This is a genomic window from Trueperaceae bacterium, from assembly GCA_036381035.1.
In the GTDB taxonomy this organism is placed as follows: Bacteria; Deinococcota; Deinococci; order Deinococcales; family Trueperaceae; genus DASRWD01.
In genome coordinates this window covers 1-24,648 of the sequence record DASVDQ010000136.1, presented here as the reverse complement: position 1 = coordinate 24,648, position 24,648 = coordinate 1, and the positions used below count along the sequence as shown (strand labels likewise).

Sequence of the window (24,648 nt, the reverse complement as noted above, 5' to 3'; positions counted from 1 at the left end):
GTGGTGATCGGCCTGATCCCGGCGATGCGCGTCGCGCTCTACTTCCTGCCGCAGCTCGTCGTGGCCAACCGCCTGTCCCACGAGGCGCACAAGCTGCCCTACTACCGGATCACCTCGACGACGCGGAACCTCGCGTTCCTGGCGATGTCGCTGGTGGTCCTGTTCGGCAGCGGCCTGTCGCCGGGGCTGGTCGCCGGCGTGGTGGTCGCGATGGTGGCGATCAACGCCACGGCCGGAGGCATCGGCGGCGTGCCGTTCGCCGACGTCACGGCCAAGGTCGTGCCCCACGGGCGCCTCGGGACCTTCTGGGCGGCGCGCAACGTCATCGGCGGCGTGCTGGCGCTGGGCTCGGGCTACGTGGTCAGGGCGGTCCTCGAGTCCGACATCCCCTTCCCGCGCAGCTTCGGCTACCTGTTCCTGTGCGGGACGATCCTCGCCTCGATCGGCAACGCCTCGTTCAGCTTCATCCGCGAGCCCGCCGGGGAGCCGGGCATGCGGCGGCCTCTCCTCGGGATGCTCCGCTACGTCCCGGGGCTCGTGCGCACAGACAAGGTGCTGCGGCGGTTCCTCTCCATGCGCTTCCTGGGCCTCCTCGCCCTGCTGGCCGAGCCGTTCTACGGCATCCACGCGCTGAACATCGGCGCGCCCGACGCGGCCCTCGGCACCTACGTGATCACGGCGACGGCCGCCGCGATCGTCGCGAACTTCGCGTTCCGCCTCCCCGCCAACAGCGGGCGCAACCTGCTCGTCCTGCGGGTCGGTTACGGCGCCGTGCTGCTGGCCCTCGTCCTCGCGCTGCTCGTGCGCGACCACCGCTGGTTCGCGCTGGTGTTCCTCTTCTCGGCCGTCGGCAACGCCGGCATCGGCACGGCGGCGTGGAACCTGCTCTACGCGATCGCGCCGGCGAACGAGCGAGCGCTCTACATCGGCCTCGTGAACTCGGTGCTCGCGCTGCCCAGCCTGGCGCCGGTCGCCGCCGGCGCGCTGGCGATCCTCGTCGGGCTCCCCGCCCTCTTCGGCGTGGGCCTGGCGTTCGGCGCCGCCGCCCTGCTCATCTCCCTGCGGGCGCGCGAGCTGCACGACCTCGACCAGGCGGCCCTCAAGCCCAAGGCCAGCCCGGCGGTGCAGGAGATCCTCGAGGAGGTGAAGGCCGTCGCGGACGAGGCCGAGCAGGCAGCCGAGGGGCCGGAGCCCGCCCACGCCGGACCGCGGGACGCCTGACGCCTCCGCGGCGCCGTCAGAGCCTGACGAACTCCTCGGTGTTGATGACGAAGACGATGGCGCCCCCGACGGGGACCTCCATCGGCTGGCTGGCGAACACGCCCTCGAGGGCGTGGATGGGGGAGCCCGCCGTGACGACCTTCGTCCGCTCGCGGCAGGTGGCGTGCAGGATGGCCTTCACGTCCTCGACCTTGTGGTCCTCGACACCGATGAGCACGGTCGTGTTCCCCTCCCGCAGGAACCCGCCCGTGGAGGCCAGCTTCGTGGACTGGAACCCGCGCTCCCTGAGAACCTCTTGCAGGCGGCCGGCGTCGGCATCCTGCACGATGGCGAGGATGAGCTTCATGTTCGAGACATGGTAGCAGAGCGACCGGCGCCGGGGGCTGAGGGTAGGATGCACGCGAAAGGTCAGGGGGAGTGAGCGAGCGCCGCTACGTCGTCGAGCTGACGAAGCCCGTGCCGGCCTCGAAGGTGGCGTCGGCGTCGCAGGAGATCGCGCGTCGCCTCGGCCTCGAGGTGTCGCGCGTCGTGACGCTGCTCAAGGACCGCGTCGGCCCCGTGACGAAGCCCGTGCTGGCCGCGAAGGCCGACGCCATCGCCGCCGTGTTCCAGGAGGCGGGCGTCCCCGTGGCCATCTACGACGCCGCCGCGTACCAGACCGAGTGGGGCGTGGCGCCGGTGCACATGCCGGACATGACGGGCCCCGCCGCGCCGGCGCCGACGGCGCCGCCCGAGGGGCCGACCGCGGCGGACGAGCCGGTGGCGCCCCGTCCGCAGCAGCGACCGGAGGGGCCGGACGACGACGCGTCGCACGAGGTGCGGCCCGAAGAGGCCGCTCCAGGGCGCGAGACGGGATCCGTGGAGCCGGCCGAGGGGCGCGGCGGCGTCCGCGTCCACGCCTACGGTCCCGTCACGCCCGTCCCGGAGATGGACGGCTGGGACCTCGACGACCCCTGGAACGGCCTCGACCCCTGGCGCGAGGCGGGCCTGCCGGCGCGGCGGCCGGAGACCGCCGACGACGTCACGGTCGTCGAGGTCGCCGCGCCGGGCGAGCGCGACCGCGACGAGGCGCGACCCGAGCCCGGCTGGCGCGGCCACGAGGCGGGCGGGGACCTGCCCGTCGCCGTCCGCCAGACCATCGACGAGTGGCCCCTGCCGCCGGCGGAGCGTGGGGCCGCGTTCCGGCCCGGCCTCTGGGAGGCCCGCGGCGAGCGCCGGCCGCTGCGAGCCGTCCTGGTGGTGGCGCTGGTCGCGGCGGTGGTGGTGTTCGTCGCGCTCCAGCTCGTCTACGGGGCCCGCTCCGGCGCCGCGCCGAGCTACGAGGACGGCCTCGCCGCCTACCGCGTCGGCGACTTCGCGGCGGCGCGACGCACCTGGGAGAGGGCGGCCGACGCCGGCTCGGCGCGCGCGCAGTTCATGCTCGGCTACCTGGCCCAGCACGGCCTCGGACGCGAGTGGAGCTACCGGGAGGCCGCGCAGCGCTACGGGGCCGCGGCCGCGGCCGGCCTGCCGGAGGCCCAGCTCGCCCTCGGGGAGCTGTACCTGGGGGGCCTAGGCGTGCCGCCGGACGAGGCGACGGGGGCGTCCTGGGTGCGGCGCGCGGCCGCCGCCGGTCACGGGCCGGCCCTGTACCGGCTGGGGCAGCTCTACTTCCACGGGACGGGCGTGGCGCAGGACTTCGAGGCCGCGCTGGCCGCCTTCGCGGCCGCGGCCCAGGCCGGCGTGAAGGGCGCCGGCGACTACGTGGCGCTGGCCGACCACCTGCGAGGAGAGAACGTGAGCGCTCCATGAGGAACGTTCCTCATCTACTCAAGTCAGGCCCATGTGGCGCTGGTAGCTTACCGCCGATGACGACCCGACGACGCCTCTCGGCGCTCCTGCTCGCGCTGCTCGCCACCGCGGCCTTCGCGCAGCAGGGCCAGTCCAACCCCATCCAGCTCCGCACGGAGATCTACATCGTCAGCCTGGTCACGACCGACGACGGGACCCAGGAGGAGCGGTTCACGGCCGCGACCGAGGCCATCCCCGGCCAGGTGATCGAGTACCGCATCTTCGCGACGAACACGGGCGAGACCACGCTGCCCGCCGGCCGCGTGACGATCACCGGGCCCATCATGGACGGCTTCGAGTTCGTGCCGCGCTCGGCCACGCCCAGCTCGGAGCGGGTCCTCACGGAGTTCTCGGTCGACGGCGAGAACTTCGGGTCCCCGCCGATCCTCGTGGGCGAGGGCGACGAGCGCAGGGTCGCCGAGCCCACCGAGTACCGCGCCGTGCGGTGGACGCTCCTGGTCCCGCTCGAGCCGGGGCAGGAGGAGCCCTTCTACTACCGCGTCGTCGTGCTGGAGCAGTAGCCGGTCCCCGACGCGGTGGAGCGGGTGCCGGTCGCGCGACCGGCACCCGCTCCGCTTGTGCGTCATGGGCGCGGGACCGCCCGGCCGCCCGCGCTCAACCCGCCGCGGCCTCGCGCTCCTGGTACTGCAGCTCGTAGAGCTTCCTGTAGTACCCGTCCTCGTTCCTCAGCAGCTCGAAGTGGTCGCCCTGTTCGATGATCTTGCCCTTGCGCATGACCATGATCCTGTCGACGTTCTGTATCGTCGACAGGCGGTGGGCGATGATGATGCTCGTCCGCCCCTGCATCAGCTTCTCGAGCGCGTCCTGGATGAGCTCCTCGGTCTCGGTGTCGACGTTCGCCGTGGCCTCGTCGAGCACCAGGAGGATGTCCGGGTTCTGGACGAGGGCGCGGGCGAAGGCGATGAGCTGCTTCTGGCCGGTGGAGAAGCCGGCGCCGCGCTCGCGCACGACCGTGTCGTAGCCGTCGGGTAGGCGCGCGATGAAGTCGTGGGCGTTGACGAACTTGGCCGCCTCGATCACGCGCTCCAGCGGGATCGAGTCGTCGCCCAGCGTGATGTTGCTGCGGATCGTCCCGGAGAACAGGAACGGGTCCTGCAGCACGATGCCCACGTGGCGGCGCAGCTCGACCTGGTCGTAGTCGCGCACGTCGACGCCGTCGATGAGCACCGCCCCGCGCTGCACGTCGTAGAAGCGGCTCACGAGGCTGATGATCGTCGTCTTGCCGGCGCCGGTGTGCCCCACGAACGCCACCGACTCGCCCGGCTCGATCGTGAAGTCGACGCCCCGCAGCACCCACTCCTCGTCGTCGTAGGCGAACCAGACGTCGCGGAACTCGACCTGGCCGCGGAAGCCGTCGTCGAACGCCGCCACGGCGTCCTTGTTCACGACCTTCTCGGGCGTGTCGAGGAGCTGGAAGATGCGCTCGGAAGAGGCCATGGCGGCCTGCAGGATGTTGAACTTGTCGGAGAGCTCCTGCAGCGGCCGGAAGAACATCTGCGAGTACTGGATGTACGCGACGAGCATGCCGATCGTCACGACGTCGGTGAACGGGTCGCCGATGAGCCTCGAGCCGGCGTAGAAGAGGATCAGGCCGGTGGCGATGGCCGAGGTGAGCTGGACCGTGGGGTGGAAGAGGCTGAACCACCGCACCTGCTCGATGTTCGCGTCGAGGAGGTCGAGGTTCAGCTCGTCGTAGCGCCTGGCGTTGCGCTGCTCCCTGTTGAAGAGCTGCACGGTCTTCATGCCGGACAGGTTCTCGGCGAGGTAGGCGTTGGAGATCGACGTGCGCAGGCGCACGGCCCGGTAGGCGGTGCGCTGCTGCAGCCTGATGAAGTTGAGGGCGACGAACAGCACCGGCATCACGGCCAGCGTGATGAGCGCCAGGCGCCAGTTGATGCTGAACATGTAGACGGTCAGGAACGCGATCATGCCCACGTCGGCGACAAGCCCGACGAGGCCGTCGGTCATCATCTGCTGGATCGCGTCGACGTCGCCGGTGATGCGGGTGATGAGGCGCCCCACCGGCGTGCGGTCGAAGAAGCCCATGTGCAGCCTCTGGATCTTCGCGAAGATCTGGCTGCGGATGTCGTAGACGATGCGCTGGCCGAGCCAGGCGACGGCGTAGGTGTAGCCGTAGCGCAGCCCGAAGTTCACGAGCCTGAGGCCGAGGTAGGCGAGGACGACCCACCACAGACCGCGCAGACGCTCGTCGATCGAGAGCGAGGCGAACGGCTCCTGCGCGGCCACCACGTAGCGGTCGACGGCCAGGGCGATGAGGGCGGGGAAGGCCGGGACCAGTACGCTGTAGAGGAGCAGCAGCCCCACGCCGAGCGCGAACTGCGCCTTGTAGGGCCTCAGGTACCTCAGGAGCCGCAGCATCATGCCCTGGTCGTAGTCCCTGACCAGGGCCTCGCCCTCCTCGTCGAGGACGCTGTCGCGCTTGAGACGCCGGCGCGCGGCCTTGCGGTTCTCGCGGCGCTCGGCCTTGGCCCGCTCGACCGAGTAGTCGGGCAGGTCCATGTCGGTCAGGCGCTTGGGGCGCTCGTTCACGGCGGGCGTCGCCTCGGCGCCCGCCAAGGGCTCGTCGAGCGCGCTCATGCCGCCGCTCCCCGAGCGGTGTCGCGGGCGCCCAAGCGCCCGTCGCCTCGCCAGGTCCTCACGCCGCCTCCAGGTCTTCCTCGAGCTGCTGGCGCCTGTCGATCTCGGCGTACCAGCCGCCCTGCGCGACGAGCTCCTCGTGCGTGCCCTGCTCGACGACCCGGCCGGCCTCGAGCACGTAGATGCGGTCGCACTGCTTCAGGGCGCTGACGCGGTGCGCGACGATGATGGTCGTCCGCCCGGCGTTCACCTCCTCCAAGCCCTCGAGGATCGCGGCCTCGGTCTGGGTGTCCACGGCCGAGAGCGAGTCGTCGAAGATCATCACCGGCGCGTCCTTCATGATCGCCCTGGCGATGGCCGTGCGCTGGCGCTGGCCGCCGGAGAGCGTCACGCCGCGCTCGCCCAGCCGCGTCTCGTACCCGTCGGGGAAGTCCTCGACGTCGCCGGCGAGCTGCGCCAGCTCGGCGGCCCGTCTCACGCGCGCCATCAGCTCCTCCTTCGGCGCCTCCGGCACCCCGTAGGCGATGTTCTCGGCGATCGTGTCGGAGAACAGGAACGGCTCCTGCGGCACCAGGCCGATGTAGCGGCGCAGCACCTCGATCGGGTAGCGGCGCACGTCGACCCCGTCGATCAGCACCTCGCCGGAGTCGGGGTCGTCGAGGCGCGCGATGAGGCGCGCGATCAGCGTCTTGCCCGACCCGGTCCGGCCGGTGAGGCCGACGGTCTCGCCCGGCTCGACCACCAGGCTCACGTGGTCGAGCGCCCTGACGCCGTCGAACGCCACCGACACGTCCCGCAGCTCGATGCGCCCGCGTATCGAGGTGAGCGAGTAGTCGGTCAGCTCGGTGTCGGTCACGCGCGGCTTGGCGTCGAGGATCTCGCGCAGGCGTCCCCACGACGTCGTGCCGCGCTGGACGATGTTGCCGATCCACCCGAGCGCGATCAGCGGCCACTGGATGCCCTCGAAGAGGAAGACGAAGCTGGAGAACTGCCCGATCGTCAGCTCGCTGCCCAGCCCGAGCACGAGCCTGCCGCCCACGAGCAGCAGCAGCGAGACCGTGAGGCCGAACAGGAACTCGGTGAGGGGGAACAGCGGCCCGTCGACGCGCGTGAGCCAGAGGTTGCGGCGCACGAACTCGTCGTTGAGGTCCTTGAACCGCCTCGTCTCGCGGTCCTCGATGCCGAATCCCTTCACGACGCGTATGCCGCTGAAGTTCTCCTGGGCCATCGCCGCGATGTCGGAGAACTGCTCCTGGACGAGCTGGTAGCGCCGGTGGATGATGCGCAGCAGCACGTAGAAGGTGATCGTGATGAACGGGACGACGGTGAGCGTCAGCAGCGTCAGCGTCGTGGACAGCGAGAACATCCGGTAGAGCGTGAAGCCGAGGAGCAGGGTCGTGTTGAGGCCCTGCATGACGGCGACGCCGACGAGCATGCGGACGGCGTTGAGGTCGGCGGTGAGGCGCGCCATGAGGTCGCCGACGCGGGTGTTGTCGTAGTAGTTGCCGTCGAGCCTGGTGAAGTGCCTGAAGATGTCGTGCCTGATGTCGAACTGCGCCTCCCAGCTCGCGCCGAGGATCAGGCGCCTGACCATCATCATCGAGGCCGCGGCCGTGAGGGTGACGAGCACCAGCAGCCCGACCTCGCGCAGGAGGGAGGGCATCGTCAGGCCGCCGGCGCGCAGGCCGTCGATGACGCGGCCCGGTATCAGCGGGGCGAACGTCGAGAGGAAGCCGTTGACCACGACCAGCGCGACCCCGAGGCCGATGCGGACGCGGTGCTTCTTCAGGTACGGGGCGAGGTCGCGTACGGTGCTTATCACTGCGCTCCTGTTGTCGGCGGGGGGACCGAGGCGCGCCGCCGCGGAACCTGACGCCCGGGCCCCGGCGCCGACCATCGGCGCGCGCCAACATTGCCGGCGGCCACTATAACCGCTCAGGGCACGAGCAGCGGGTCCCCGTACGGCACGCCGCCGAGGAAGAGCTCGAACGTCAGCGGGCCCGGTTCCGTCGTCCTGTACGTGCCCCTCAGGACCTCGCCGCCGGTGACGCGCCGCGTCGCCACCAGCGTGCGCTGGCCCTCGAGCGTCGTCACGTACACCTGCGCCGTGGTGGTCCCGATGCCCGGGAGGATCGTCCAGGCGTAGTCGAAGCCGCGCGGCTGGGGCTCGCGCACCGCGGCGCGCACGCCCGGGTCGCGCAGCGCCACGGGGTGCACGTTCACGACGAGCAGCAGCGAGCGCTCCTCGGCGGCGGCCAGCGGCGGCGGGGACTGGGCGATCACGGTGCCGGCGGGCAGCGCGCGCGAGGCCACGCGCCGCAGCTCCACCTGCCAGCCGGCGGCGGCGGCGACCTCCTCGGCGCGGGCGCGGGTCATGCCCACGAGGTCGGGGGCGCCGTCGGCGGCGCTGGGCGGCGCCCCGGCCTGGACGACGAGCCTCAGCGTCGTGTCCTGCACGGGCACGGGCCGATGCGGCGAGGGCGCCTGCGAGAGCACCTCGCCGGGGAACCCGCTCGCGCTCGTGACCTCGTCGACGACGACCCGCCCCGGGTCGATGCCGGCGACGGCGGCGAGGGCGCGGGCGTCCTCGACGGCGAGGCCGACGAGGTCGGGCAGGAACGTCATCGCCGGCGCCGGACCCGCCGAGACGAGCACGTCGACGGTCTGTCCGGCGCCCAACGGGGAGCCCTCGCCCACCGACTGCGCCAGCACGACGCCGTCGGGCGCGGAGGCCGGCACGCGCGACGCCTCGCCCAGCTCCAGCCCGGCGTCGCGCAGCGCGGCGCGCACCTCGTCTGGGTAGTCGAGGCCGATCAGGGCGGGCACGGTGGTCCTCTCGACGAGCCCGGGAGCGAGCGCGTAGCCCAGGCGGACGGTACGGCCCGGCCGCAGCTCGGCGCCCACGGAGGGGTCCACGTCGACGACGCTGCCCGGCTCCGCCTCCGAGGGGACGGCGGCGACCTCGACCGCGAGGCCGAGCCCGGAGAGCCTCTCGACGGCCGCCCGCACGTCGGTGCCCAGCACGTCGGGGACGGTGACGGCGGAGTCGACGACGCGGCGCTGGAAGGCGCCGTAGGAGAGCAGGGCGGTCGCCAGGAGGAGCACGCCGCACAGGGCCCAGGAGAGCGCCACGGGCGACGCCTTCTCCAGCGCCTGCACGCGGGCCCCCGCCCGCAACGGCCGCGGGCGCGGCGGCGGCGCCTCCTCGACGGCGGCGGCGCTGCCGTCGAAGCCGAGGCCGTAGAGCAGCCTCCTGCCGCCGCGCCCGCGTATGTCGGCCGCGGCGGCCGGGTAGCCGTTCTCGGCCAGGACCCCGAGCAGCTCGGGGTCGTCGGCCCGCGGCAGGCCCTGCTCGGGCTTGAGCCAGGCGACGTAGCGCGCGCCCGGCCGCGAGATCACGTCGTGGACGGCGGCGCGTCCGTCGCGCTTGAGGCGCTTGAGCAGGCGGCGGTAGCGCTCGAAGGCGGCCTCCTCGCCGGCGGGCAGGTCGAACCACTCCACCCGCACGGGCGTGCCGTCCGGAGCGATCGCGTCGATGTGCGTGCGGCCGACCCCGAGCTGCCTCTGGCCGACCACCTCGTACTTGCCGTCGAGAAGCGGCACGAAGGACCTCTCAGCGGTTTGGTCTCAGGGTAACGCTAGCTCATGCCCCCGGCTCGCGCGCGGGCCTGGGCTCGAGTCCAGGGCCGGTGACGCCTCGTCCCTGCTCGGCGCTGCGGCGAGCGCGCTCCTCCTCGGCCGCGCGGCGCTCGCGGTCCTCGGCCTCCTGGAGCCGGCGCTCGGCCTCGATGGAGGCGTCGACGACCCAGTCGACGATCTCCTCGACCGGCGTGCCGGCCTTGGCCATGGCGAAGGCCTTGTGGACGAGCTTGCCGTCGATGGTCTCGCGCTTCAGCAGCGCCTGCGCGACGGCCTCGACCGCGTTCCAGTTCTCCTCGATGAGCCTGCCCGTCTCCTCGTAGGCGGCGGCGAGGATCGTCTGCACCTGCTCCTCGAGCTCGCGGGCGGTCTCCTCGCTGAAGTCCTTGCGGCGGGTGATCTCGCCGCCGAGGAACACGGGCCCCTGGTCGGAGCCCCAGGCGACGTACTCGTCCGTGCCCATGCCCATGTCGAGGACCATCAGCTTCGCCAGGTCCGTCGCCTGCTTCAGGTCGTTGCTGGCGCCGGAGGAGATCGTGCCCGTCAGCCGCTTCTCGGCGACCCGCCCGGCGAAGGCCACGACGAGCTGCGAGCGGTAGCGGTCGATGTCGTAGAACATCTCCTCCTTGGCGAGGGGCGCCATGAAGCCGCCGGCCGCGCCGCGCGGCATGATCGTGACCTTGCGGATCTCGCCGAGGACCGGCTTGGCCGCGTAGGCCACGGCGTGGCCGGCCTCGTGGTAGGCGAGGATCCTGCGCTCCTCCTCGGAAGGCACCAGGCTGCCGCGCCGCAGGCCGAGCGTGATGCGGTCGAGGGCCTCGTTGAAGTCCTGCCAGCTGATGACCTGCTTGTTCGCGCGCGCGGCGATGAGCGCGGCCTCGTTCGTGAGGTTCTCGAGGTCGGCGCCGGAGAACATCGGCGTGGCCTCGGCCAGCCGCTTGAGGCTGACGTCCTCGGCGACCGGCTTGTTGCGCACGTGGACCTTGAGGATCTCCTCGCGCTCGCGCTGCGTGGGCAGGCCGATCGTGACCTGCCTGTCGAAGCGGCCGGGGCGGAGCAGAGCGGGGTCGAGGATGTCGGGCCTGTTCGTGGCCGCGATGATGATGACGGACGTGTCCTTCTCGAAGCCGTCCATCTCCGAGAGGATCTGGTTGAGGGTCTGCTCGCGCTCGTCGTGGCCGCCGCCGATGCCGGCGCCGCGCCGGCGGCCGATGGAGTCGAGCTCGTCGATGAAGATGATCGCCGGGGCGGCCTTGCGCGCCTCCTCGAAGAGGCTGCGCACGCGGCTGGCGCCCACGCCCACGAACATCTCCATGAACTCCGACGCGCTCACGGTGAGGAACGGCACGCCGGCCTCGCCGGCGACGGCGCGGGCCAGGAGCGTCTTGCCCGTGCCGGGAGGGCCGACGAGCAGGACGCCCTTGGGGATCTCGGCGCCGATGCGCAGGTACTTCTGCGGGTTCTTCAGGAAGTCGACGACCTCGACGAGCTCCTGCTTCGCCTCCTTGTGGCCGGCGACGTCGTTGAAGGTCGTCGAGACCTTGTTCTCGCGCCCGAACGTCTTGGCGCGGGACTGACCGAACTGCATGACCTGGTTCGGCCCGCCCTGGGCGCGCATGAAGATGAACCAGAAGAACCCGATGAGGATGGCGATGGGCAGGATCGAGCCCACGAGGATGCCGATCCACTGCGGCGGGTTCCTGATCACGACCTCGGGCACGTTGGCGCGCAGGTCCTGCAGCAGGGTGTCGGTGAGGATCACCGTGGTGCGGAACGTGCGTATCGCCTGCGGCTGACCGCCGATCGTGACCTGGGTCTCGGCGTTGAGCTCGCCGGTGATGTTGCCGGTGTTGCGGTCGATGGCGACCGACGCGACCCGACCCTCGGCGAGGAGCTCCGAGAACGTCGAGAAGGTGATCTCGCGGCTGCTGCCGCCCGCGTTGAACTGGTTGAACACGAAGATGCCGAGGATGAGCAGCATCACGAGCAACCAGGGGTTGAATGATCGCTTCAAGAGCAAGCCTCCGGCTTCCCGGCCGGGGAACGAGCCGGGGCGGGCACGGGCGAGGCTCCTCTGCCCGCGCGTAGAGTGACTCGCAGGGTACCACCAAGACATGAAAGGGCGTTGTATAGCGCGTGCAGAGCGGGTTGATCGATGGCCTACGAAGGGGCGCCCCGGCGCGGCTCGGTCCCAGACGAGCGCCGGCGCCGCGCCGCGCTCACGGCGCCGGCTAGGCGAAGACGTACCCCTTGGGGACGGTGACGAGGCCGCTCGGCAGGACGGTCAGGCCGCGGGCCCTGTCCTCGGCCGGGTCGACCCCGAGGCGGGTGCCGGGCGGCACCACGACGTTCTTGTCGACTATGGCGTTGCGCACGACCGCGTGCCGACCCACCTCGACGTTGTCGAACAGCACGCTGCGCTCCACGGTGGCGTAGGAGTTCACGCGCACGCGCCTGAACAGCACCGACTCCCTGACCGTGCTGCCCGAGACGATCACGCCTCCGGCGACGAGCGAGTTGAACGCCTGGCCGCGGCGGCCGTCCTCCTCGTGCACGAACTTCGCCGGCGGCGAGTACTCGGCCGACGTGCGCAGCGGCCACTCCTCGTTGTAGAGGTCGAACTCGGGCTCGACCTTCACGAGGTCCATGTTCGCGGCCCAGTAGCTGTCGAGGGTCCCCACGTCGCGCCAGTAGGTGTTCGGGCCCTCCTGGCCGGGGATCGGGTTGCGCGCGAAGTCGTAGGCGAACAGGCGCTTGCCGTCCTCGAGGGCGCGCGGGAGCACGTCCTTGCCGAAGTCGTGCTCCGAGGACTTCTGGCCGGCGTCGCGCGTCAGCAGCTCGACGAGCGTGGGCACGCTGAAGACGTAGTTCCCCATGCTGGCCAGGCAGTGGGTCTCGCGTCCCGGGATCGGCTTCGGGTCCTGCGGCTTCTCGAGGAACTCGGTGACGCGCCAGTCCTTGTCGACCTGCAGCACGCCGAACCGCCTCCCCTCCTCGAGGGGCGTCGGGTAGGCGGCGATCGTGACGTCGGCGTCGTTGCCCAGGTGGTACTCGACCATGTGGGAGATGTCCATCTTGTAGATGTGGTCGCCCGAGAAGATCGCCACGAGGTCGGCGCCGGACCGCTCCACCAGGTGGAGGTTCTGGTAGATGGCGTCGGCGGTGCCCCGGTACCACTCGGCGCCCAGCTCCTCGTAGAGGTACATCTGCGCCGGCGCGAGCGTGATGAAGTGGTCGGAGAGGAACGCCCCGAAGCGCCAGTTGCGCTGGATGTGCTCGGTCAGCGACTGGGCCTTGAACTGCGTGAGCACGTACATCCCGTAGATGCGGGAGTTGATCATGTTGTTCAGCGCGAAGTCGATGATGCGGTACTTGCTGCCGAACGGCACCGCGGGCTTCGTCCGCTTCCAGGTCAAGGGGTGCAGACGGGAACCCTTCCCGCCGGCCAACACCATGCCGATGACCTTGGGCGCGCGGCCTATCATGGCTGTGCCGGCATGATAGCCCGGCGCGGCTGCGTTCCCGCGAGCAGACCCCGATGACAGAGACCCCTGACCACGAACCCGCTGACGCGGCGCGCCCCGAGGAGGGGCCCGCCGGCCGCCCGCCGCGCGGTCCCGTCGCCCCGGCCGCGGGGGAGACGCGGCCGACCCTCCTCGACGCGCCGCTCGCCGAGCTGCCGCTGCCGGCCGGGGAGCCCGCCTACCGCCGCGCCCAGCTCGCCGAGTGGCTCTACGTGCGCGCCGAGGCCGACCCGCTGGCCATGACCAGCCTGCCGCTGGCGCTGCGGGAGTGGCTCGCCGCCGAGCACGTCGCCGACCCGTTCGCCGCCGTGCGGCGCTTCCCCTCCCGCGACGGCTCGGTGAGGTACCTGTTCACGCTGCGTGACGGCAGGAGCACCGAGGCCGTCTACATGCCGTACGCCGGCCGGCGCACCGTCTGCGTCTCCTCGATGGTCGGCTGCCCGGCGGGGTGCGCCTTCTGCGCCACGGGCGCGCTCGGCTTCGGGCGCAACCTCACCCGCGGGGAGATCGTCGGGCAGGTGCTCGCCGTGGCGCGGCACGAGGGCATCGAACCGCGCAGCGTGCGCAACGTCGTGCTCATGGGGATGGGGGAGGCGCTCCTCAACTACGCCGAGGCGCTGGCCGCCGTCAGGACGCTCGTCGACCCGCGAGCCCTGGCCATGTCGCCGCGGCGCATCACGGTCTCGACCGTCGGCCTGCCCTCGCGCATGCGCCGCCTCGCCGACGAGGGCCTGCCGCTGGTGCTGGCCGTGAGCCTGCACGCGCCGGACGACGAGACGCGGCGGCGCATCATCCCGACGGCGCTGGCGAACCCCGTGGACGAGGTCGTCGACGCCATGCGCCACTGGCGGGAGAAGGTGGGGAGGCGCGTGACGATCGAGTACACGCTCCTGGCCGGCGTCAACGACTCCGACGCGAAGGCGCGGCGGCTCGCGGCGATCGCGCGGGAGGTGGGCGCGCACGTGAACCTCATCCCCTTCAACCCGTGGACGGGCTCGGGCTTCGCGCAGTCGTCCCGCCGGCGGACCGCGTCGTTCCGGGCCGTCCTCAGCGAGCGGGGCGTGTCGGTGTCGGTGCGGTTCAGCCGCGGGCGCGACGCCGGCGGCGCCTGCGGGCAGCTGGCCTTGAGGGGCGCCGGAGCCGCCTGACGCCTGGCGTCCGAGGGCCGTTTACGCCGTCACCGACGGGCATATCGGCCGTCCGGTACCGTGCCGGATTTCACAGGGCGGCGCAGGTGCCTTCGGATAGACTCGCCGCCGAGACTCGGACCTTCTCACCCGGCGCTCACGCGCTTAACGTTCTGGAGGTAGGCATGTTCATCGGCAAGTGCAGGCGGACCGCGGTAGTGGCGCTAGCGGTCGCGGCGGCCACGCTGACGCTCGGTACCGCCGCCGCGCAGTCTGACGTCGCTCGGCTGCGCGCCGAGGTTCAGGCCAACCCCGACAGCGTCGTGGCGTGGGTGGCGCTGGGCAACGCCCTCTACCAGGAGGGCCAGTACGACGAGGCCAAGGACGCGTTCCTCGAGGCCATCGCCCTCGACTACCGCGTCGGCGACGCTCACTACGGCCTGGGCCTCGCCGAGTTCGCCCGCGGCGACTACCAGGCCGCGCTCTTCGAGTTCTCCGAGGTCACGCGCCTGCACCCCGACAGGTTCGACGGGCACTTCAACCGGGGCGTCACGCTCGCGCGCCTGCGCCGGCCCGAGGACGCGGCCGCCTCGTTCAGGGAGGCGCTGGCCCAGGCCGACCCAGAGGCCACGACGGCCGACCGCATCGGCGCCCACATCGCCCTGGCGGGCCAGCTCGAGCTCGCGGGCCGGTACGCCGACGCCGCCGACGCCTACGCCGACGCCCTCGAGCTCGACCCCGGCAACGCCGACTACGTGCTGCGCCGCGGTCAGGCCCTCTACAACGCCGGCCAGGGCCTCGACGCCCTGCCCGAGCTGACCGAGCTCGAGTCCCGCAGCGGCGACTACCGCGTCAGCGCCCTGATCGCCGACATCTACGTGGCGCAGGGGCAGATCGACTACGCCATGTGGTCGCTCGAGCGGGCGCTGGAGAAGGCCCGCGCCGCCGGCGACAAGGCCGCCGAGGCCAGCACGCTGATCAAGCTGGGCACGCTGCAGCGCAGCCTGGGCCGCGAGGCCGACGCCGCCGAGTCGTACAGGCTCGCCGCCGAGGCCGACCCGGCCTCGTGGGAGGCGCAGTACAACCTGGGCGTCACCTACCTCGAGAGCGGCCAGCCGCGGCAGGCCCTCGAGGCGCTGGACCGCGCCGAGCAGCAGGGCGGCGCCGATCAGCCTCGGGTCGCCCTCGCCCTCGCCACCGCGCACGACCAGCTCGCGCAGCCCGAGGAGGCCCTCGGCTACGCGCAGCGCGCCGTCGCCGGCCTCGATGACGCCGCGCAGGCCGCCACCGCCCGCTTCATCGCCGGGCGCGCCCACTACCGCCTGGGCGACTTCGCCGCCGCCACCGAGGAGTTCCGCGCGGTGCTGCAGGCCCGCCCGTCCGACCCGGCCGCCCACATGTGGGCCGGCCTCGCCGCGTACCAGCGGGGCGACTACGCCGCCGCCGTCACGAGCTTCGAGCGGGCGGTGCAGCTCAACCCCAACAGCGTGGAGGCGCGCGCGAACCTCGGCGCCGCCTACCTGGCCGCGCAGCGCTACGAGGACGCCGAGGACGTCTACACCCTGCTCGTCGAGCAGAACGACAGGGACGTCGAGTCGCTCTACAACCTCGGCTGGGCCCTCTACTCGCAGAACCGCAGGGACGGGGCGGAGGACGCCTGGGTCTCCTCCTGCGAGCTCGGCTACCAGCCGGCCTGCGCGGCGATCACGAACTACCTGTGACCACCGGCTAGCGGGCGGAAGGGGGCGCCGCCCGCTCGCCACCGCGCGTCTCGCCTCGCCGCTCGCGGCGGCCCGACCCGGGCCCGACCCCCAGCCCCCGGGGGTAACATGGGGGAACATGGACTGGCTAAGACGCAACTGGCCCGACCTGCTCATCGGCGTCGCCCTGATCGCGGTCATCGCTGGCATCATCGCCACGCTCATCTCCGGGGGCTCGTTCTTCCCGGTCCGCGACCGCGCGGCCGAGGCGCCGCGCGCCACCACGCCGCTCACGAGCAGCCAGGACCCGGGCCAGTCCGCCGGCCAGCCGCAGTCGTCGAACCCCGCCCCTGCCCAGTCGAACCAGCCCGCCGCGCCGGCCGCCGCCGACGAGCCGCCGGCCGTGGCGGTGGGCGAGGAAGGCCAGGAGGGCGCCGCGCAGGCGGGAGAAGGCCAGGCGGCCGAAGGGGCCGACGCGCCGCCCGCCGACGCCGGCCGCGCCCCGCCGCCCACGCAGGCCCTGCCCCCCGACGCCGGCGCCGGGCAGCCTGCCGCGGACGCGCCCGCGCGCAGCAGCGTGGTGAGCACCCCGAACCGGTCCGATCAGGCCCAGCAGCCCCGGTCGTCCGGCGGGCCGCTGCCGCCGGCCTCCGCCTCCGGCGAGGCGCCGTACCGCGTCTCCGTGGGCGCCTTCGCGAACGCCGACAACGCGCAGCGCCAGCTCGCGGCGTTCCAGGCCGCCGGCTACCCGGTCTTCATCGGCACCCAGGGCGACCTGAGCATCGTGCTGGTGGGCCCCTACGACACCGAGGAGGAGGCGCGGGCGGTCGCGGCGCGCATCGCCGGCTCGGACCTCGGCGTGCCCGACCCGACCGTCTACCGCCTGCAGGCCGACGACTCCGCCCCCGCCGCTAGCCCTTCGTCGGACGCGCAGCCGGCGCCCGCCGCGGGCCAGTCAGCGTCGTCCACCCCCGCCGCCTCCCAGGCCTCCGCCGCCCCGGCGGCCGGCTCCTCGTCGCGCTACCTCCAGGTGGGCGCGTACGCCTCACGCGACAGCTCCCTGCCGCAGCGCCAGCGCCTCGAGGCCATGGGCTTCGTCGTCACCGACAGGGTGGAGAACGGCCTGGTCAAGCTGCTCGTCGGACCGTTCGACGCCTCGGAGCTGGCCTCGGCCCAGACCCGGCTGGAGTCCGCTGGTATCGAGAGCTTCCCGCGCTGATGCCACGCGGGGGCGCCCGCGGCACGGCCAGGGACATACCCTCGGCCACCGTCGGCCGGCTGATCACCTACCTGCGCGTCCTGACCGGCCTGGAGGACCGCGGCGTCATGCGGGTCTCCTCGGACCTGCTGGCGGACGAGGCCCAGGTGTCCGCGTTCCAGGTGAGGAAGGACCTCGCCTACTTCGGCACCTTCGGCACCCGCGGCACCGGCTACACGGTCTCGTCGCTGAAGCGTGAGCTGAAGCGGATCCTCGGCCTCACCCGCCCGTGGCGGGTCGCGATCGTCGGCATGGGCCGCCTCGGGCAGGCGCTGGCCGACTACCCCGGCTTCTCCGAGTACGACTTCGAGCTCGCGGCCGCGTTCGACGTCGACGAGCGCAAGGTCGGCAGGACCTTCGGGTCCGTCGTCGTGAGGCACATGCGCGAGTTCGACGCCGCCGTGCGGGACCTCGAGCTCGAGATCGTGCTGCTGACGGTGCCGGTCGAGGCCGCCCAGCAGGCCACCGACGCGGTCGTGCGCGGCGGCGTGCGCGGCATCCTCAACTTCGCGCCCACGGTGGTGTCGGTCCCGCCCGGGGTGCGGGTCGAGGCCGTCGACTTCCTCGCCGCGCTGAAGCGCGTCAGCTACTTCCTCCACGAGGCGGCCATGCCGGCCGAGGAGGCGTCGTGACGGACGACGCTCCCGCCGCCACGGCGCCCGGGCTGGCCGAGGAGCTGGCGGCGTTCGAGGACGCCCTGGCCCGCGAGCTCGAGTCGGACGTCGGCTTCATCAAGGCCATCGGCGAGGACCTCGTGCGCGCCGGCGGCAAGCGGGTCAGGCCCACGCTGGCCCTGCTCGCCGGGCGTCTGTTGGGCGCCCCGCCGGAGCGCGCCAGGCTCGTGGCCCTAGCGGTCGAGCTGCTCCACTCGGCGTCCCTGCTGCACGACGACCTCATCGACGGCGCCGCCACTCGCCGGGGCGAGCAGGCGGCGTTCCTGCGCTACGGCAACGTGGTCAGCGTCATGTCGGGCGACTTCATGCTGGCCCGCGTGCTGCGGCTGCTGGCGCGCAGCGGCAGCGACGAGCTCATCGGCCTGATGGCCGACGCCGCCGCGGCGCTGTGCGAGGGCGAGGTCCTCCAGTTCCAGTGCGCCACGCTCAAGGAGTGGAGCTACGAGGCGTACGAGAGGATCAACGAGGGCAAGACCGCGGAGCTGATGGCCGCGGCCGTCGAGGGCGTGGCCGTGCTGGCCGGCGCCGGCGACGCCGAGCGCGCCGCGCTGCGCGCCTTCGGCCTCGCCTACGGGCGCGCCTTCCAGCTCCGCGACGACTACCTGGACCTCCTCGGCGACCCGGCCAGGCTCGGCAAGCCGGTGGGCGGCGACCTGCGCGAGGGCAAGGCCACCTACCCCGTGCTGCGGCTGATCCTCGACGAGGGCCTCGTCGAGGCGCGGCTGATCGTCGCCAGGCACGCCGCCGAGCCGGGCGACGTCGAGCGGATGATCGAGCTCGTGAGGGCGCACGGCGCCGACGCGGCCACCAGGGAGCTGGTGGGGCGCGAGGTGGACGCGGCCAAGGCGGCGCTGCAGGCGTTCCGGCCCTCACCGGCCAGGGAGGAGCTGCTGGCGCTGGCCGAGCGCGAGCGGCGGCGCGTGGCCTGAGCCGCGGCACTCCTCGCCGCCCGCCGTCGCCCCCGCGACCGCCGCCGGACCGCGGACCCGACCGTCGGCGCCGCCGCGCCTAGGCTTCCTCGGGGGCCGGCCGGGTCTCGTCCGCGACCCAGTCGGCGTAGGCGGGGAGCGCCTCGACCGGGTGCAGCGCGACCACGCAGGGCACGTCGTAGGGGTGCAGCTCGGCGGCCCGCGCCATCAGGTCGGCCAGGCGGTCCGCCGTCGTCTTCGCGAACGCGACGACCTCCTCCTCGGAGCGGACGGCGCCCTCCCAGCGGTAGACCGAGAGCGCCCGCGGGAGCAGGTTCACGCACGCCGCCAGGCGCTCGTCGACGAGGTGCTTGGCGACGGTGGAGGCGCTGTCCAGGTCGGGGAACGTCATGTACACCGAGCGCAGTTCTGCCATGGCAGACGCTACCGCCTCTGGGCGCGGCGGCGCCGCGCCCCGACACGGCCGCCGCGTGCGCGCCCCCGCCGCCGCGCGGGGGACGGGTCGCTCATGAGAGAGGCGCTAGACTCCGCTGAAGATGACGGTCCCCACCGACGTAGTCCTGAAGTTCTTCCACGACCACCCCGAGAAGCCCTGGCACGTGCAGGACGTCCAGCGTCGCCTCAAGCTCGAGGACCGCTCGGGCCTCAGGCAGACCCTCGCCGAGCTCGTCCAGAGCGGGCAGCTCGTCAAGACCCGCCGACGCACGTACGGCCTGCCCCAGGAGATGAACCTCGTCCCCGGCCGCCTGCAGGTGACCAGCGGCGGCTACGGCTTCGTGATCCCCGACGAGGGCGGCCGTGACCTGTTCGTGCCCGCCGACAGGCTCGGCGGCGCCTGGGACGGCGACCGCGTGCTCGCTCGCCCCAACCCGCTCCGGAGCGAGGCCGACAGGCCCAGCGGCGAGGTCGTGAGGATCATCGAGCGCGGCAACGCCCTGGTGGTGGGCACGCTCGAGTACGCGCGCGGCTACGCGATCCTGCGGCCCGACTCGCCGCGCCTGCAGGAGCGCGTGCTCCTCACGCCCGAGTCCGTGGGGACGCTGGAGGGCGGCACGCGCATCGTCGCGCGCATGGTGTGGCCGGAGGAGTCCGGCGAGTCCGAGCCGTTCGGCGAGGTCGCCGAGGTCCTGGGCGAGGCCGACGACCCCGAGGTCGAGACGCGCGCGGTCATCGTGAAGTACGGCCTCAAGGCCGAGTTCGACCCCGCGACGCTCGCCGAGGCGAAGGCCGTGCCCGCGACGGTCACGCCGGACCTCATGGAGGGGCGCACCGACTACCGCAAGGTCCCCACCTTCACGATCGACGGCGAGGACGCCAAGGACTTCGACGACGCGGTGTCGGTGGAGCGCCTCGACGGCAAGCGGGACGGCCTGCTCCGCGTCGGCGTCCACATCGCCGACGTCAGCTACTACGTCGCCGAGGGCACGAGCCTCGACAAGGAGGCCGCGCAGCGCGCGACCAGCGTCTACCTGCCGGGCCGGGTGCTGCCGATGCTGCCGGAGGAGCTCTCGAACGGCATCTGCTCGCTGGTGGAGGGCGAGCCGCGGCTGGCGCTCTCGGCGCTCATCGACGTCACCCGCACGGGCGAGGTGAAGGCGTTCAGGCTCAAGGAGACCGTGATCCAGTCAGACGCCCGCCTCACCTACGCCCAGGTCCAGGAGTTCGCCGAGGGCGGCAGGCTCCCGCCCGGCAAGCGCAAGCTCGAGCGCGACATCAAGGTGCTCCTCAACCTCACGCAGGAGCTCAGGAAGCAGCGCATCGGCGCGGGCGCCCTCGACTTCCAGTTCACCGAGGCGAAGGTCGACGTCGACGAGCAGGGCGCCCTGCACGTCACCCCGGTGCGCAGCGACGCGGCCAGGCAGCTCATCGAGGAGCTGATGCTGCTGGCGAACCGCAAGGTCGCCGAGGAGCTCAGCAAGCGCGAGGTGCCGGCGCTGTTCCGCGTCCACGAGGACCCGAGCGAGGAGAAGATCCGCGCCCTGCAGAAGGCGCTGGCGCGCCTCGGGTACACGCTCGACCTCGAGCACGCCGGTCCCCAGGACCTGCAGGCGATCCTCAGGCAGGCCGCGGGCAAGCCGGAGGCGCAGCTCGTCAACACCCTGCTGCTGCGCAGCCTCAAGCAGGCGCGCTACTCGAGCGAGAACCTCGGCCACTACGGCCTGGCCTTCGCGAACTACCTGCACTTCACCAGCCCGATAAGGCGCTACCCCGACCTCGTCGTGCACCGGGTGGTGCGCTCGATACTGCAGCACCGCCTCTCGCCGACGCTGAAGGAGCGCATGAGGACCGACTTCCCCCAGCTCGCCGAGCACGCCAGCGAGCGCGAGCGCGTCGCCGAGGCCGCCGAGCGCGACCTCACGCGCTACTACCACGCCCGCTGGGCCAAGGAGCACGTGGGCGAGACCTTCGTCGGCGTGGTCGTGGGCGTGACGAACTTCGGGGTCTTCGTGGCGCTGGCGAACGGCGTCGAGGGGCTCATGCACGTCAGCCACCTCGAGGACGACTACTACATCTACCTCGAGGACTCCCTGATGCTGATGGGCAAGCACACGCGCAAGCGCTACCGCATGGGCGACCGCGTCGAGGTCAAGATCATGGCCGCCAACCCCACGCAGCGGCAGATCGACCTCGTGCCGGCGAGCGTGGAGGTCACCGTGCCGGAGGCCGATGGGGCGCCGGCCAGGACGAAGCGACCGAAGAAGCTCAAGGACCCGTCGGACGGCGGCATCGACGCCGCGTTCGTCACCGGGCGGCGCTCCGCGCCGAGCGCCGCGGCCAAGGCGGCGCAGGAGGCCTCGGCGGGCAAGGGGCGCCGCCAGCGCGGCAAGGCCAAGGAGGTCGCCGCGACGGCCGCCGCGGAGGAGGAGGCCGCCGAGAGCCGCGCCGAGGGCAGGCCCGCGCCCGGCGTGGCCGCCGACGGGGAGGCCGCGCCGCCCGTCGCGGACGAGGCGCCCGCGGGGCGCCGCCCCGCCGCTGCGCCGGCGGCGCGCCGGGGGGCCAAGAAGGCCGCGGCGCGTCCCACAGCGCCGGCCGCACAGCAGCCGGCAGGGGCACCGGCGCGCCGGCGCAAGCGGCGGCGCCTCGTCTTCGGCTGAGGCCCCGCCACAGACCGGTCTCGAGCGTCAGAGCCTGGGAGGCCGCCTCGCGAGCGCCCCGGGGCGGCCGCCTCGCGGGCGCCGGGGCGGCCGCGGAGCGACCTGGCGCCGCTCGCCCTGGGGACGTGCCGCGACCGTCGCCCACGCGCGCCGCGGCGGCTGCGCGGGGGGGCCGCGGCCGCGCCCTGTTAGACTTCACCGAGCCACACCTGCGCGCCGTGCCCTCGGTCCGGGGGAGGGTGCCGTGGACTCGCCAGGGGAGGCGTGAGATGTCTGGAGAGTTCCGCTACCCGTTGACGCGCTACTGCCTGCGCAGCGGCACCATGACGCTGCCCGCGGCCATGGTCGGCCTGTTCACCGAGGGCGCGGTCGCGGCCGTCGACACGAAGACGGGGCAGGAGCTCGAGCTCGCCTTCACCCCACCCCGGACGGTCTCGGGGCTCGGCGAGCTCTACCGCACGCACGGGCTGGCCGTGAACGACGAGCTTCACGTCAAGGCGCTCGCGGACGGCCGCTTCGCGATCACGGCGGTGGCGCGGCCGCGCACCCCCGACTACACGACGCCCGAGGGGCTCGCGCAGCTCCTCGACGAGCTGAGCCAGGCGCGCCTGCGCATGACGGTCCAGGAGATGCGCGCCTACTACGAGGTCCCCGAGGAGGTCGACCTAGATGCGGCGCTCGCCGCCGACGGACGCTTCGCGCAGCGTGAGGGACGCTGGGTGGACGCCGCCACCGCGGCCGAGCTCGACGCGGAGAGCGCCGGGCCCCAGGAGACGGCGCCGGAAGCAGAGCGCGAGGCGCGCCCCGACGAGCCGGCGGAGGCCGTGGGGGTCGCCGCGGACGCGCCGGACGCCGCGGCCGACGCCGCCGCCCAGGCCGCCGAAGCAGCGGTGCCGGAGACGGCCGGCGCGGCCAGCGCTGCCGGCGCCGCGAGCGACGAGCTGGTGGGCGTCGGCTCCCGGCCGGGCGAGGCCGCGGAGGCGTCGTTCGCCGGCGCCGCGGGGGAGGCCGCTCGCGTGGGCGCCTCGGGCGCCCAGCCGGGCCTCTGGCCTCGGCCGGCGGGCCGTGCCGGTCCCCCCGCGGGCGGCGCGGCTCCGCGCACGGGCGCGCCGCGGCGGGCCAGGGCCGAGGAGGAACCGCGCGCCGTGCTCGAGCGCCGCGCGCCGGCGTCGGCGCCCGCGCGCCCGCCGGCCGCCTCGCTGGACGAGGAGGACGAGGCCGCGCTCGAGGCCACGGAGCTCGTCGACCGGCTGCGCCGGGTCGTGGCGCCGCTGGGCTTCGCCATCGAGCCGATCGCGCGCGGCCAGGTGAGCCTCGTCGCCGCGATGGGTCGGCGCGGCTACAAGGTCCTGGTCCAGCTCCTGTCGCGCACCGAGCGCGTCGACTGGGCCGACCTGCTCTCGAAGCGCCGCTCGCTCGACTACCGCCACCTGGCCGTCGTCGGCGACCACCAGGCGCTGCTGCGCCTCACCGGGCCGGCCGAGCTGGCCCGGGCGACCCTGTGGAGCTGGCAGGGGCTGGAGCGCCTCGCGAGCCTGCAGTCCAGCCTGCCGCTCTCGCCCGTGGACCTCGAGCCCCACTTCGAGCGCGACGGGCTGTTCGAGCAGGGCCTCGAGCGCTTCGAGGCCAAGGTCGCCGAGCGCCTCGCCGAGCGGGGCGCCCTGTCCGAGGTGCTGACGCGCCTCAACCTGCTGCGCGCGCCCACGGTGTTCCTGCTCGAGGACCTCGTCTCCGAGGTGGCGCTGCCGCGCGACCGCGTCCTGGCGATCCTCGAGCGCCTCTCGGCCGCGCCGTTCGCGCTGCTGGCGCGCGTCGACACCGGCGAGTTCGTGCTTCGCCAGCCCGTCGGCGCGGCCCTCGAGGCCCTCTCGAGCTACGCGCTGTCGCTGCGCGAGCGCCTGCCGCAGCGACGCACCGAGCGGCTGACGGGGCACGGCGAGCCGCTGCTGCTGGAGGGGGAAGGGGACCGAGGCTAGCCCGCCACGGCCACGGGGCGCGGCGAGAGGTCCTGCAGCGCCGTGACCCCCAGCGGCCCCCGCGCGTACGCCCGCACGGCGGCTGAGATGGCGTCGAGCGTCCAGCGCGCGGCCTCGCGCGTGGTCACGTAGGCCACGCCGTCCTCGAGCGCGCGCCTCAGCTCGGGCGTGTGGACGACGTCGACCAGCAGGTCGTAGTCGCGCTCCGCGCCCGCGGGCAGGCCGCCCGTGACGACGGTGAAGCCCAGCTCCCGCAGGCGCCCGGCGAGCTCCTCGAGCCCGTCGCCGATCAGGCGCGCCGTACCCCGCAGCGGCAGGCGCGAGCCGGCGCCGAGCGCGGCCCGGTAGTAGGCGAGGAACGGGTCGGCGTCGATGCCCATGCTCTCGCCCGTGGAGCGCATCTCGGGGCCGAGCACCGGCAGCACCCCGCCGAACTTGAGGAAGGGCAGCACCGCCTCCTTGACGCTGTAGACCTCCGGACGCGGGGCCTCGGTGAAGCCGATGTCGCGCAGGCTGACGCCCGCGGCCACCAGGGCGGCGTACTTCGCCAGCGGGTGGCCTATCGCCTTGGAGAGGTAGGGGATCGTGCGGCTGGCGCGGGGGTTCGCCTCGATCACGTAGACGCGGCCGTCCTTCACGACGAACTGCACGTTGATCAGCCCGCGCACGCCGATGGCCTCGGCCAGGCGCCTCGTGTGCTCGGCGATCGTCGCCACGGCCTCGGGGGCGAGGCGGACGGGCGGGGTGACGCAGGCGCTGTCGCCGGAGTGCACGCCGGCGGGCTCGACGTGCTCCATGACGCCGGCCACCACCGTGGTCTCGCCGTCGGAGATCGCGTCCACGTCCACCTCGACGGCGCCCTCCAGGTACTCGTCGACGAGCACGCTGGGCTCGCCGGGCAGCTCGGCGTAGACCTCGCGCAGGTACCTCTCCAGCTCCGCCGCGGAGCGCACGACCTGCATCGCCCGTCCGCCCAGCACGTAGCTGGGCCTCACCATCACCGGGTAGCCGATGCGCGCGGCGAGCGCCGCGGCCTCCTCGGGCCTCTCGGCGACG

At 73.2% G+C, this 24,648-nt stretch carries 18 protein-coding genes; 10 read left to right on the top strand and 8 right to left on the bottom strand.

The window, feature by feature from the left end:
• Positions 1 to 1,221, top strand: a 1,221-nt coding sequence (locus VF202_14920) for a hypothetical protein (GenBank protein ID HEX7041407.1), incomplete at its 5' end; no start/stop codon positions are given.
• Positions 1,222 to 1,237: 16 nt separating this feature from the next.
• Here the strand turns inward: VF202_14920 and VF202_14915 are convergent.
• Positions 1,238 to 1,567, bottom strand: a complete 330-nt coding sequence (locus tag VF202_14915) for a cyclic-di-AMP receptor (protein HEX7041406.1) — start codon at positions 1,565 to 1,567, stop codon at positions 1,238 to 1,240.
• Between the two features lie 71 nt (positions 1,568 to 1,638).
• Between VF202_14915 and VF202_14910 the strand changes: the two genes are divergently transcribed.
• A complete protein-coding gene (locus VF202_14910; GenBank protein ID HEX7041405.1) occupies positions 1,639 to 3,012 on the top strand; it encodes a hypothetical protein in 1,374 nt (457 codons plus the stop codon).
• Positions 3,013 to 3,068: 56 nt separating this feature from the next.
• Positions 3,069 to 3,572 (top strand): hypothetical protein, encoded by a 504-nt coding sequence (locus VF202_14905; protein ID HEX7041404.1) that lies wholly within the window; start codon positions 3,069 to 3,071, stop codon positions 3,570 to 3,572.
• Positions 3,573 to 3,666: 94 nt separating this feature from the next.
• On the opposite strand, the gene VF202_14900 is transcribed toward VF202_14905, so the two are convergent.
• The 5 genes from VF202_14900 to glgC all read right to left on the bottom strand — a co-directional run bounded on the left by VF202_14900 (position 3,667) and on the right by glgC (position 12,794).
• Complete coding sequence (locus VF202_14900; protein HEX7041403.1) at positions 3,667 to 5,670, bottom strand: ABC transporter ATP-binding protein; 2,004 nt, start codon at positions 5,668 to 5,670, stop codon at positions 3,667 to 3,669.
• A 58-nt stretch (positions 5,671 to 5,728) separates the two neighbouring features.
• Positions 5,729 to 7,492: an ABC transporter ATP-binding protein gene (locus VF202_14895; protein HEX7041402.1), complete on the bottom strand. Its 1,764-nt coding sequence runs from the start codon at positions 7,490 to 7,492 to the stop codon at positions 5,729 to 5,731.
• Between the two features lie 113 nt (positions 7,493 to 7,605).
• Positions 7,606 to 9,273: a PASTA domain-containing protein gene (locus VF202_14890; GenBank protein ID HEX7041401.1), complete on the bottom strand. Its 1,668-nt coding sequence runs from the start codon at positions 9,271 to 9,273 to the stop codon at positions 7,606 to 7,608.
• Between the two features lie 40 nt (positions 9,274 to 9,313).
• Positions 9,314 to 11,323 (bottom strand): ATP-dependent zinc metalloprotease FtsH, encoded by a 2,010-nt coding sequence (gene ftsH / locus VF202_14885; protein ID HEX7041400.1) that lies wholly within the window; start codon positions 11,321 to 11,323, stop codon positions 9,314 to 9,316.
• 217 nt (positions 11,324 to 11,540) lie between these two features.
• Positions 11,541 to 12,794, bottom strand: a complete 1,254-nt coding sequence (gene glgC / locus VF202_14880; protein HEX7041399.1) for a glucose-1-phosphate adenylyltransferase — start codon at positions 12,792 to 12,794, stop codon at positions 11,541 to 11,543.
• Between the two features lie 53 nt (positions 12,795 to 12,847).
• Here glgC and rlmN point away from each other — a divergent pair, with 53 nt between their 5' ends.
• From rlmN to VF202_14855, 5 genes are all read left to right on the top strand, one after another.
• A complete protein-coding gene (rlmN, locus tag VF202_14875; protein ID HEX7041398.1) occupies positions 12,848 to 13,981 on the top strand; it encodes a 23S rRNA (adenine(2503)-C(2))-methyltransferase RlmN in 1,134 nt (377 codons plus the stop codon).
• Between the two features lie 164 nt (positions 13,982 to 14,145).
• A complete protein-coding gene (locus VF202_14870; protein ID HEX7041397.1) occupies positions 14,146 to 15,681 on the top strand; it encodes a tetratricopeptide repeat protein in 1,536 nt (511 codons plus the stop codon).
• A 118-nt stretch (positions 15,682 to 15,799) separates the two neighbouring features.
• Positions 15,800 to 16,879: an SPOR domain-containing protein gene (locus tag VF202_14865; GenBank protein HEX7041396.1), complete on the top strand. Its 1,080-nt coding sequence runs from the start codon at positions 15,800 to 15,802 to the stop codon at positions 16,877 to 16,879.
• Positions 16,879 to 17,550: a redox-sensing transcriptional repressor Rex gene (locus tag VF202_14860; protein ID HEX7041395.1), complete on the top strand. Its 672-nt coding sequence runs from the start codon at positions 16,879 to 16,881 to the stop codon at positions 17,548 to 17,550. Before VF202_14865 ends, VF202_14860 begins: the two co-directional genes overlap by 1 nt.
• The gene (locus VF202_14855) at positions 17,547 to 18,521 is read left to right on the top strand and encodes a polyprenyl synthetase family protein (protein HEX7041394.1); all 975 of its coding nucleotides are present in this window, start codon (positions 17,547 to 17,549) and stop codon (positions 18,519 to 18,521) included. The genes VF202_14860 and VF202_14855 overlap by 4 nt, the downstream gene beginning before the upstream one ends.
• A 79-nt stretch (positions 18,522 to 18,600) precedes the next feature.
• Here the strand turns inward: VF202_14855 and cutA are convergent, their stop codons facing one another.
• Complete coding sequence (cutA, locus tag VF202_14850) at positions 18,601 to 18,936, bottom strand: divalent-cation tolerance protein CutA (GenBank protein HEX7041393.1); 336 nt, start codon at positions 18,934 to 18,936, stop codon at positions 18,601 to 18,603.
• A gap of 121 nt (positions 18,937 to 19,057) precedes the next feature.
• Here cutA and rnr point away from each other — a divergent pair, with 121 nt between their 5' ends.
• Together rnr and VF202_14840 are read left to right on the top strand one after the other, a co-directional pair.
• Positions 19,058 to 21,616 (top strand): ribonuclease R, encoded by a 2,559-nt coding sequence (gene rnr, locus VF202_14845; GenBank protein ID HEX7041392.1) that lies wholly within the window; start codon positions 19,058 to 19,060, stop codon positions 21,614 to 21,616.
• 269 nt (positions 21,617 to 21,885) lie between these two features.
• The gene (locus VF202_14840) at positions 21,886 to 23,592 is read left to right on the top strand and encodes a hypothetical protein (protein ID HEX7041391.1); all 1,707 of its coding nucleotides are present in this window, start codon (positions 21,886 to 21,888) and stop codon (positions 23,590 to 23,592) included.
• On the opposite strand, the gene VF202_14835 is transcribed toward VF202_14840, so the two are convergent.
• Positions 23,589 to 24,648: ATP-grasp domain-containing protein (locus VF202_14835; protein ID HEX7041390.1), on the bottom strand; the 1,060-nt coding region annotated here is incomplete at its 5' end. The two genes, VF202_14840 and VF202_14835, sit on opposite strands and share 4 nt — an antisense overlap.

Bases quoted from the DNA above. Each gene is read 5' to 3' on its own strand.
- VF202_14915 (HEX7041406.1), bottom strand. From the start codon at position 1,567: ATGAAGCTCATCCTCGCCATCGTGCAGGATGCCGACGCCGGCCGCCTG.
- VF202_14900 (HEX7041403.1), bottom strand. From the start codon at position 5,670: ATGAGCGCGCTCGACGAGCCCTTGGCGGGCGCCGAGGCGACGCCCGCC.
- cutA (HEX7041393.1), bottom strand. From the start codon at position 18,936: ATGGCAGAACTGCGCTCGGTGTACATGACGTTCCCCGACCTGGACAGC.
- VF202_14860 (HEX7041395.1), top strand. From the start codon at position 16,879: ATGCCACGCGGGGGCGCCCGCGGCACGGCCAGGGACATACCCTCGGCC.
- rlmN (HEX7041398.1), top strand. From the start codon at position 12,848: ATGACAGAGACCCCTGACCACGAACCCGCTGACGCGGCGCGCCCCGAG.
- VF202_14905 (HEX7041404.1), top strand. From the start codon at position 3,069: ATGACGACCCGACGACGCCTCTCGGCGCTCCTGCTCGCGCTGCTCGCC.
- VF202_14870 (HEX7041397.1), top strand. From the start codon at position 14,146: ATGTTCATCGGCAAGTGCAGGCGGACCGCGGTAGTGGCGCTAGCGGTC.
- rnr (HEX7041392.1), top strand. From the start codon at position 19,058: ATGACGGTCCCCACCGACGTAGTCCTGAAGTTCTTCCACGACCACCCC.
- glgC (HEX7041399.1), bottom strand. From the start codon at position 12,794: ATGATAGGCCGCGCGCCCAAGGTCATCGGCATGGTGTTGGCCGGCGGG.
- VF202_14840 (HEX7041391.1), top strand. From the start codon at position 21,886: ATGTCTGGAGAGTTCCGCTACCCGTTGACGCGCTACTGCCTGCGCAGC.
- VF202_14865 (HEX7041396.1), top strand. From the start codon at position 15,800: ATGGACTGGCTAAGACGCAACTGGCCCGACCTGCTCATCGGCGTCGCC.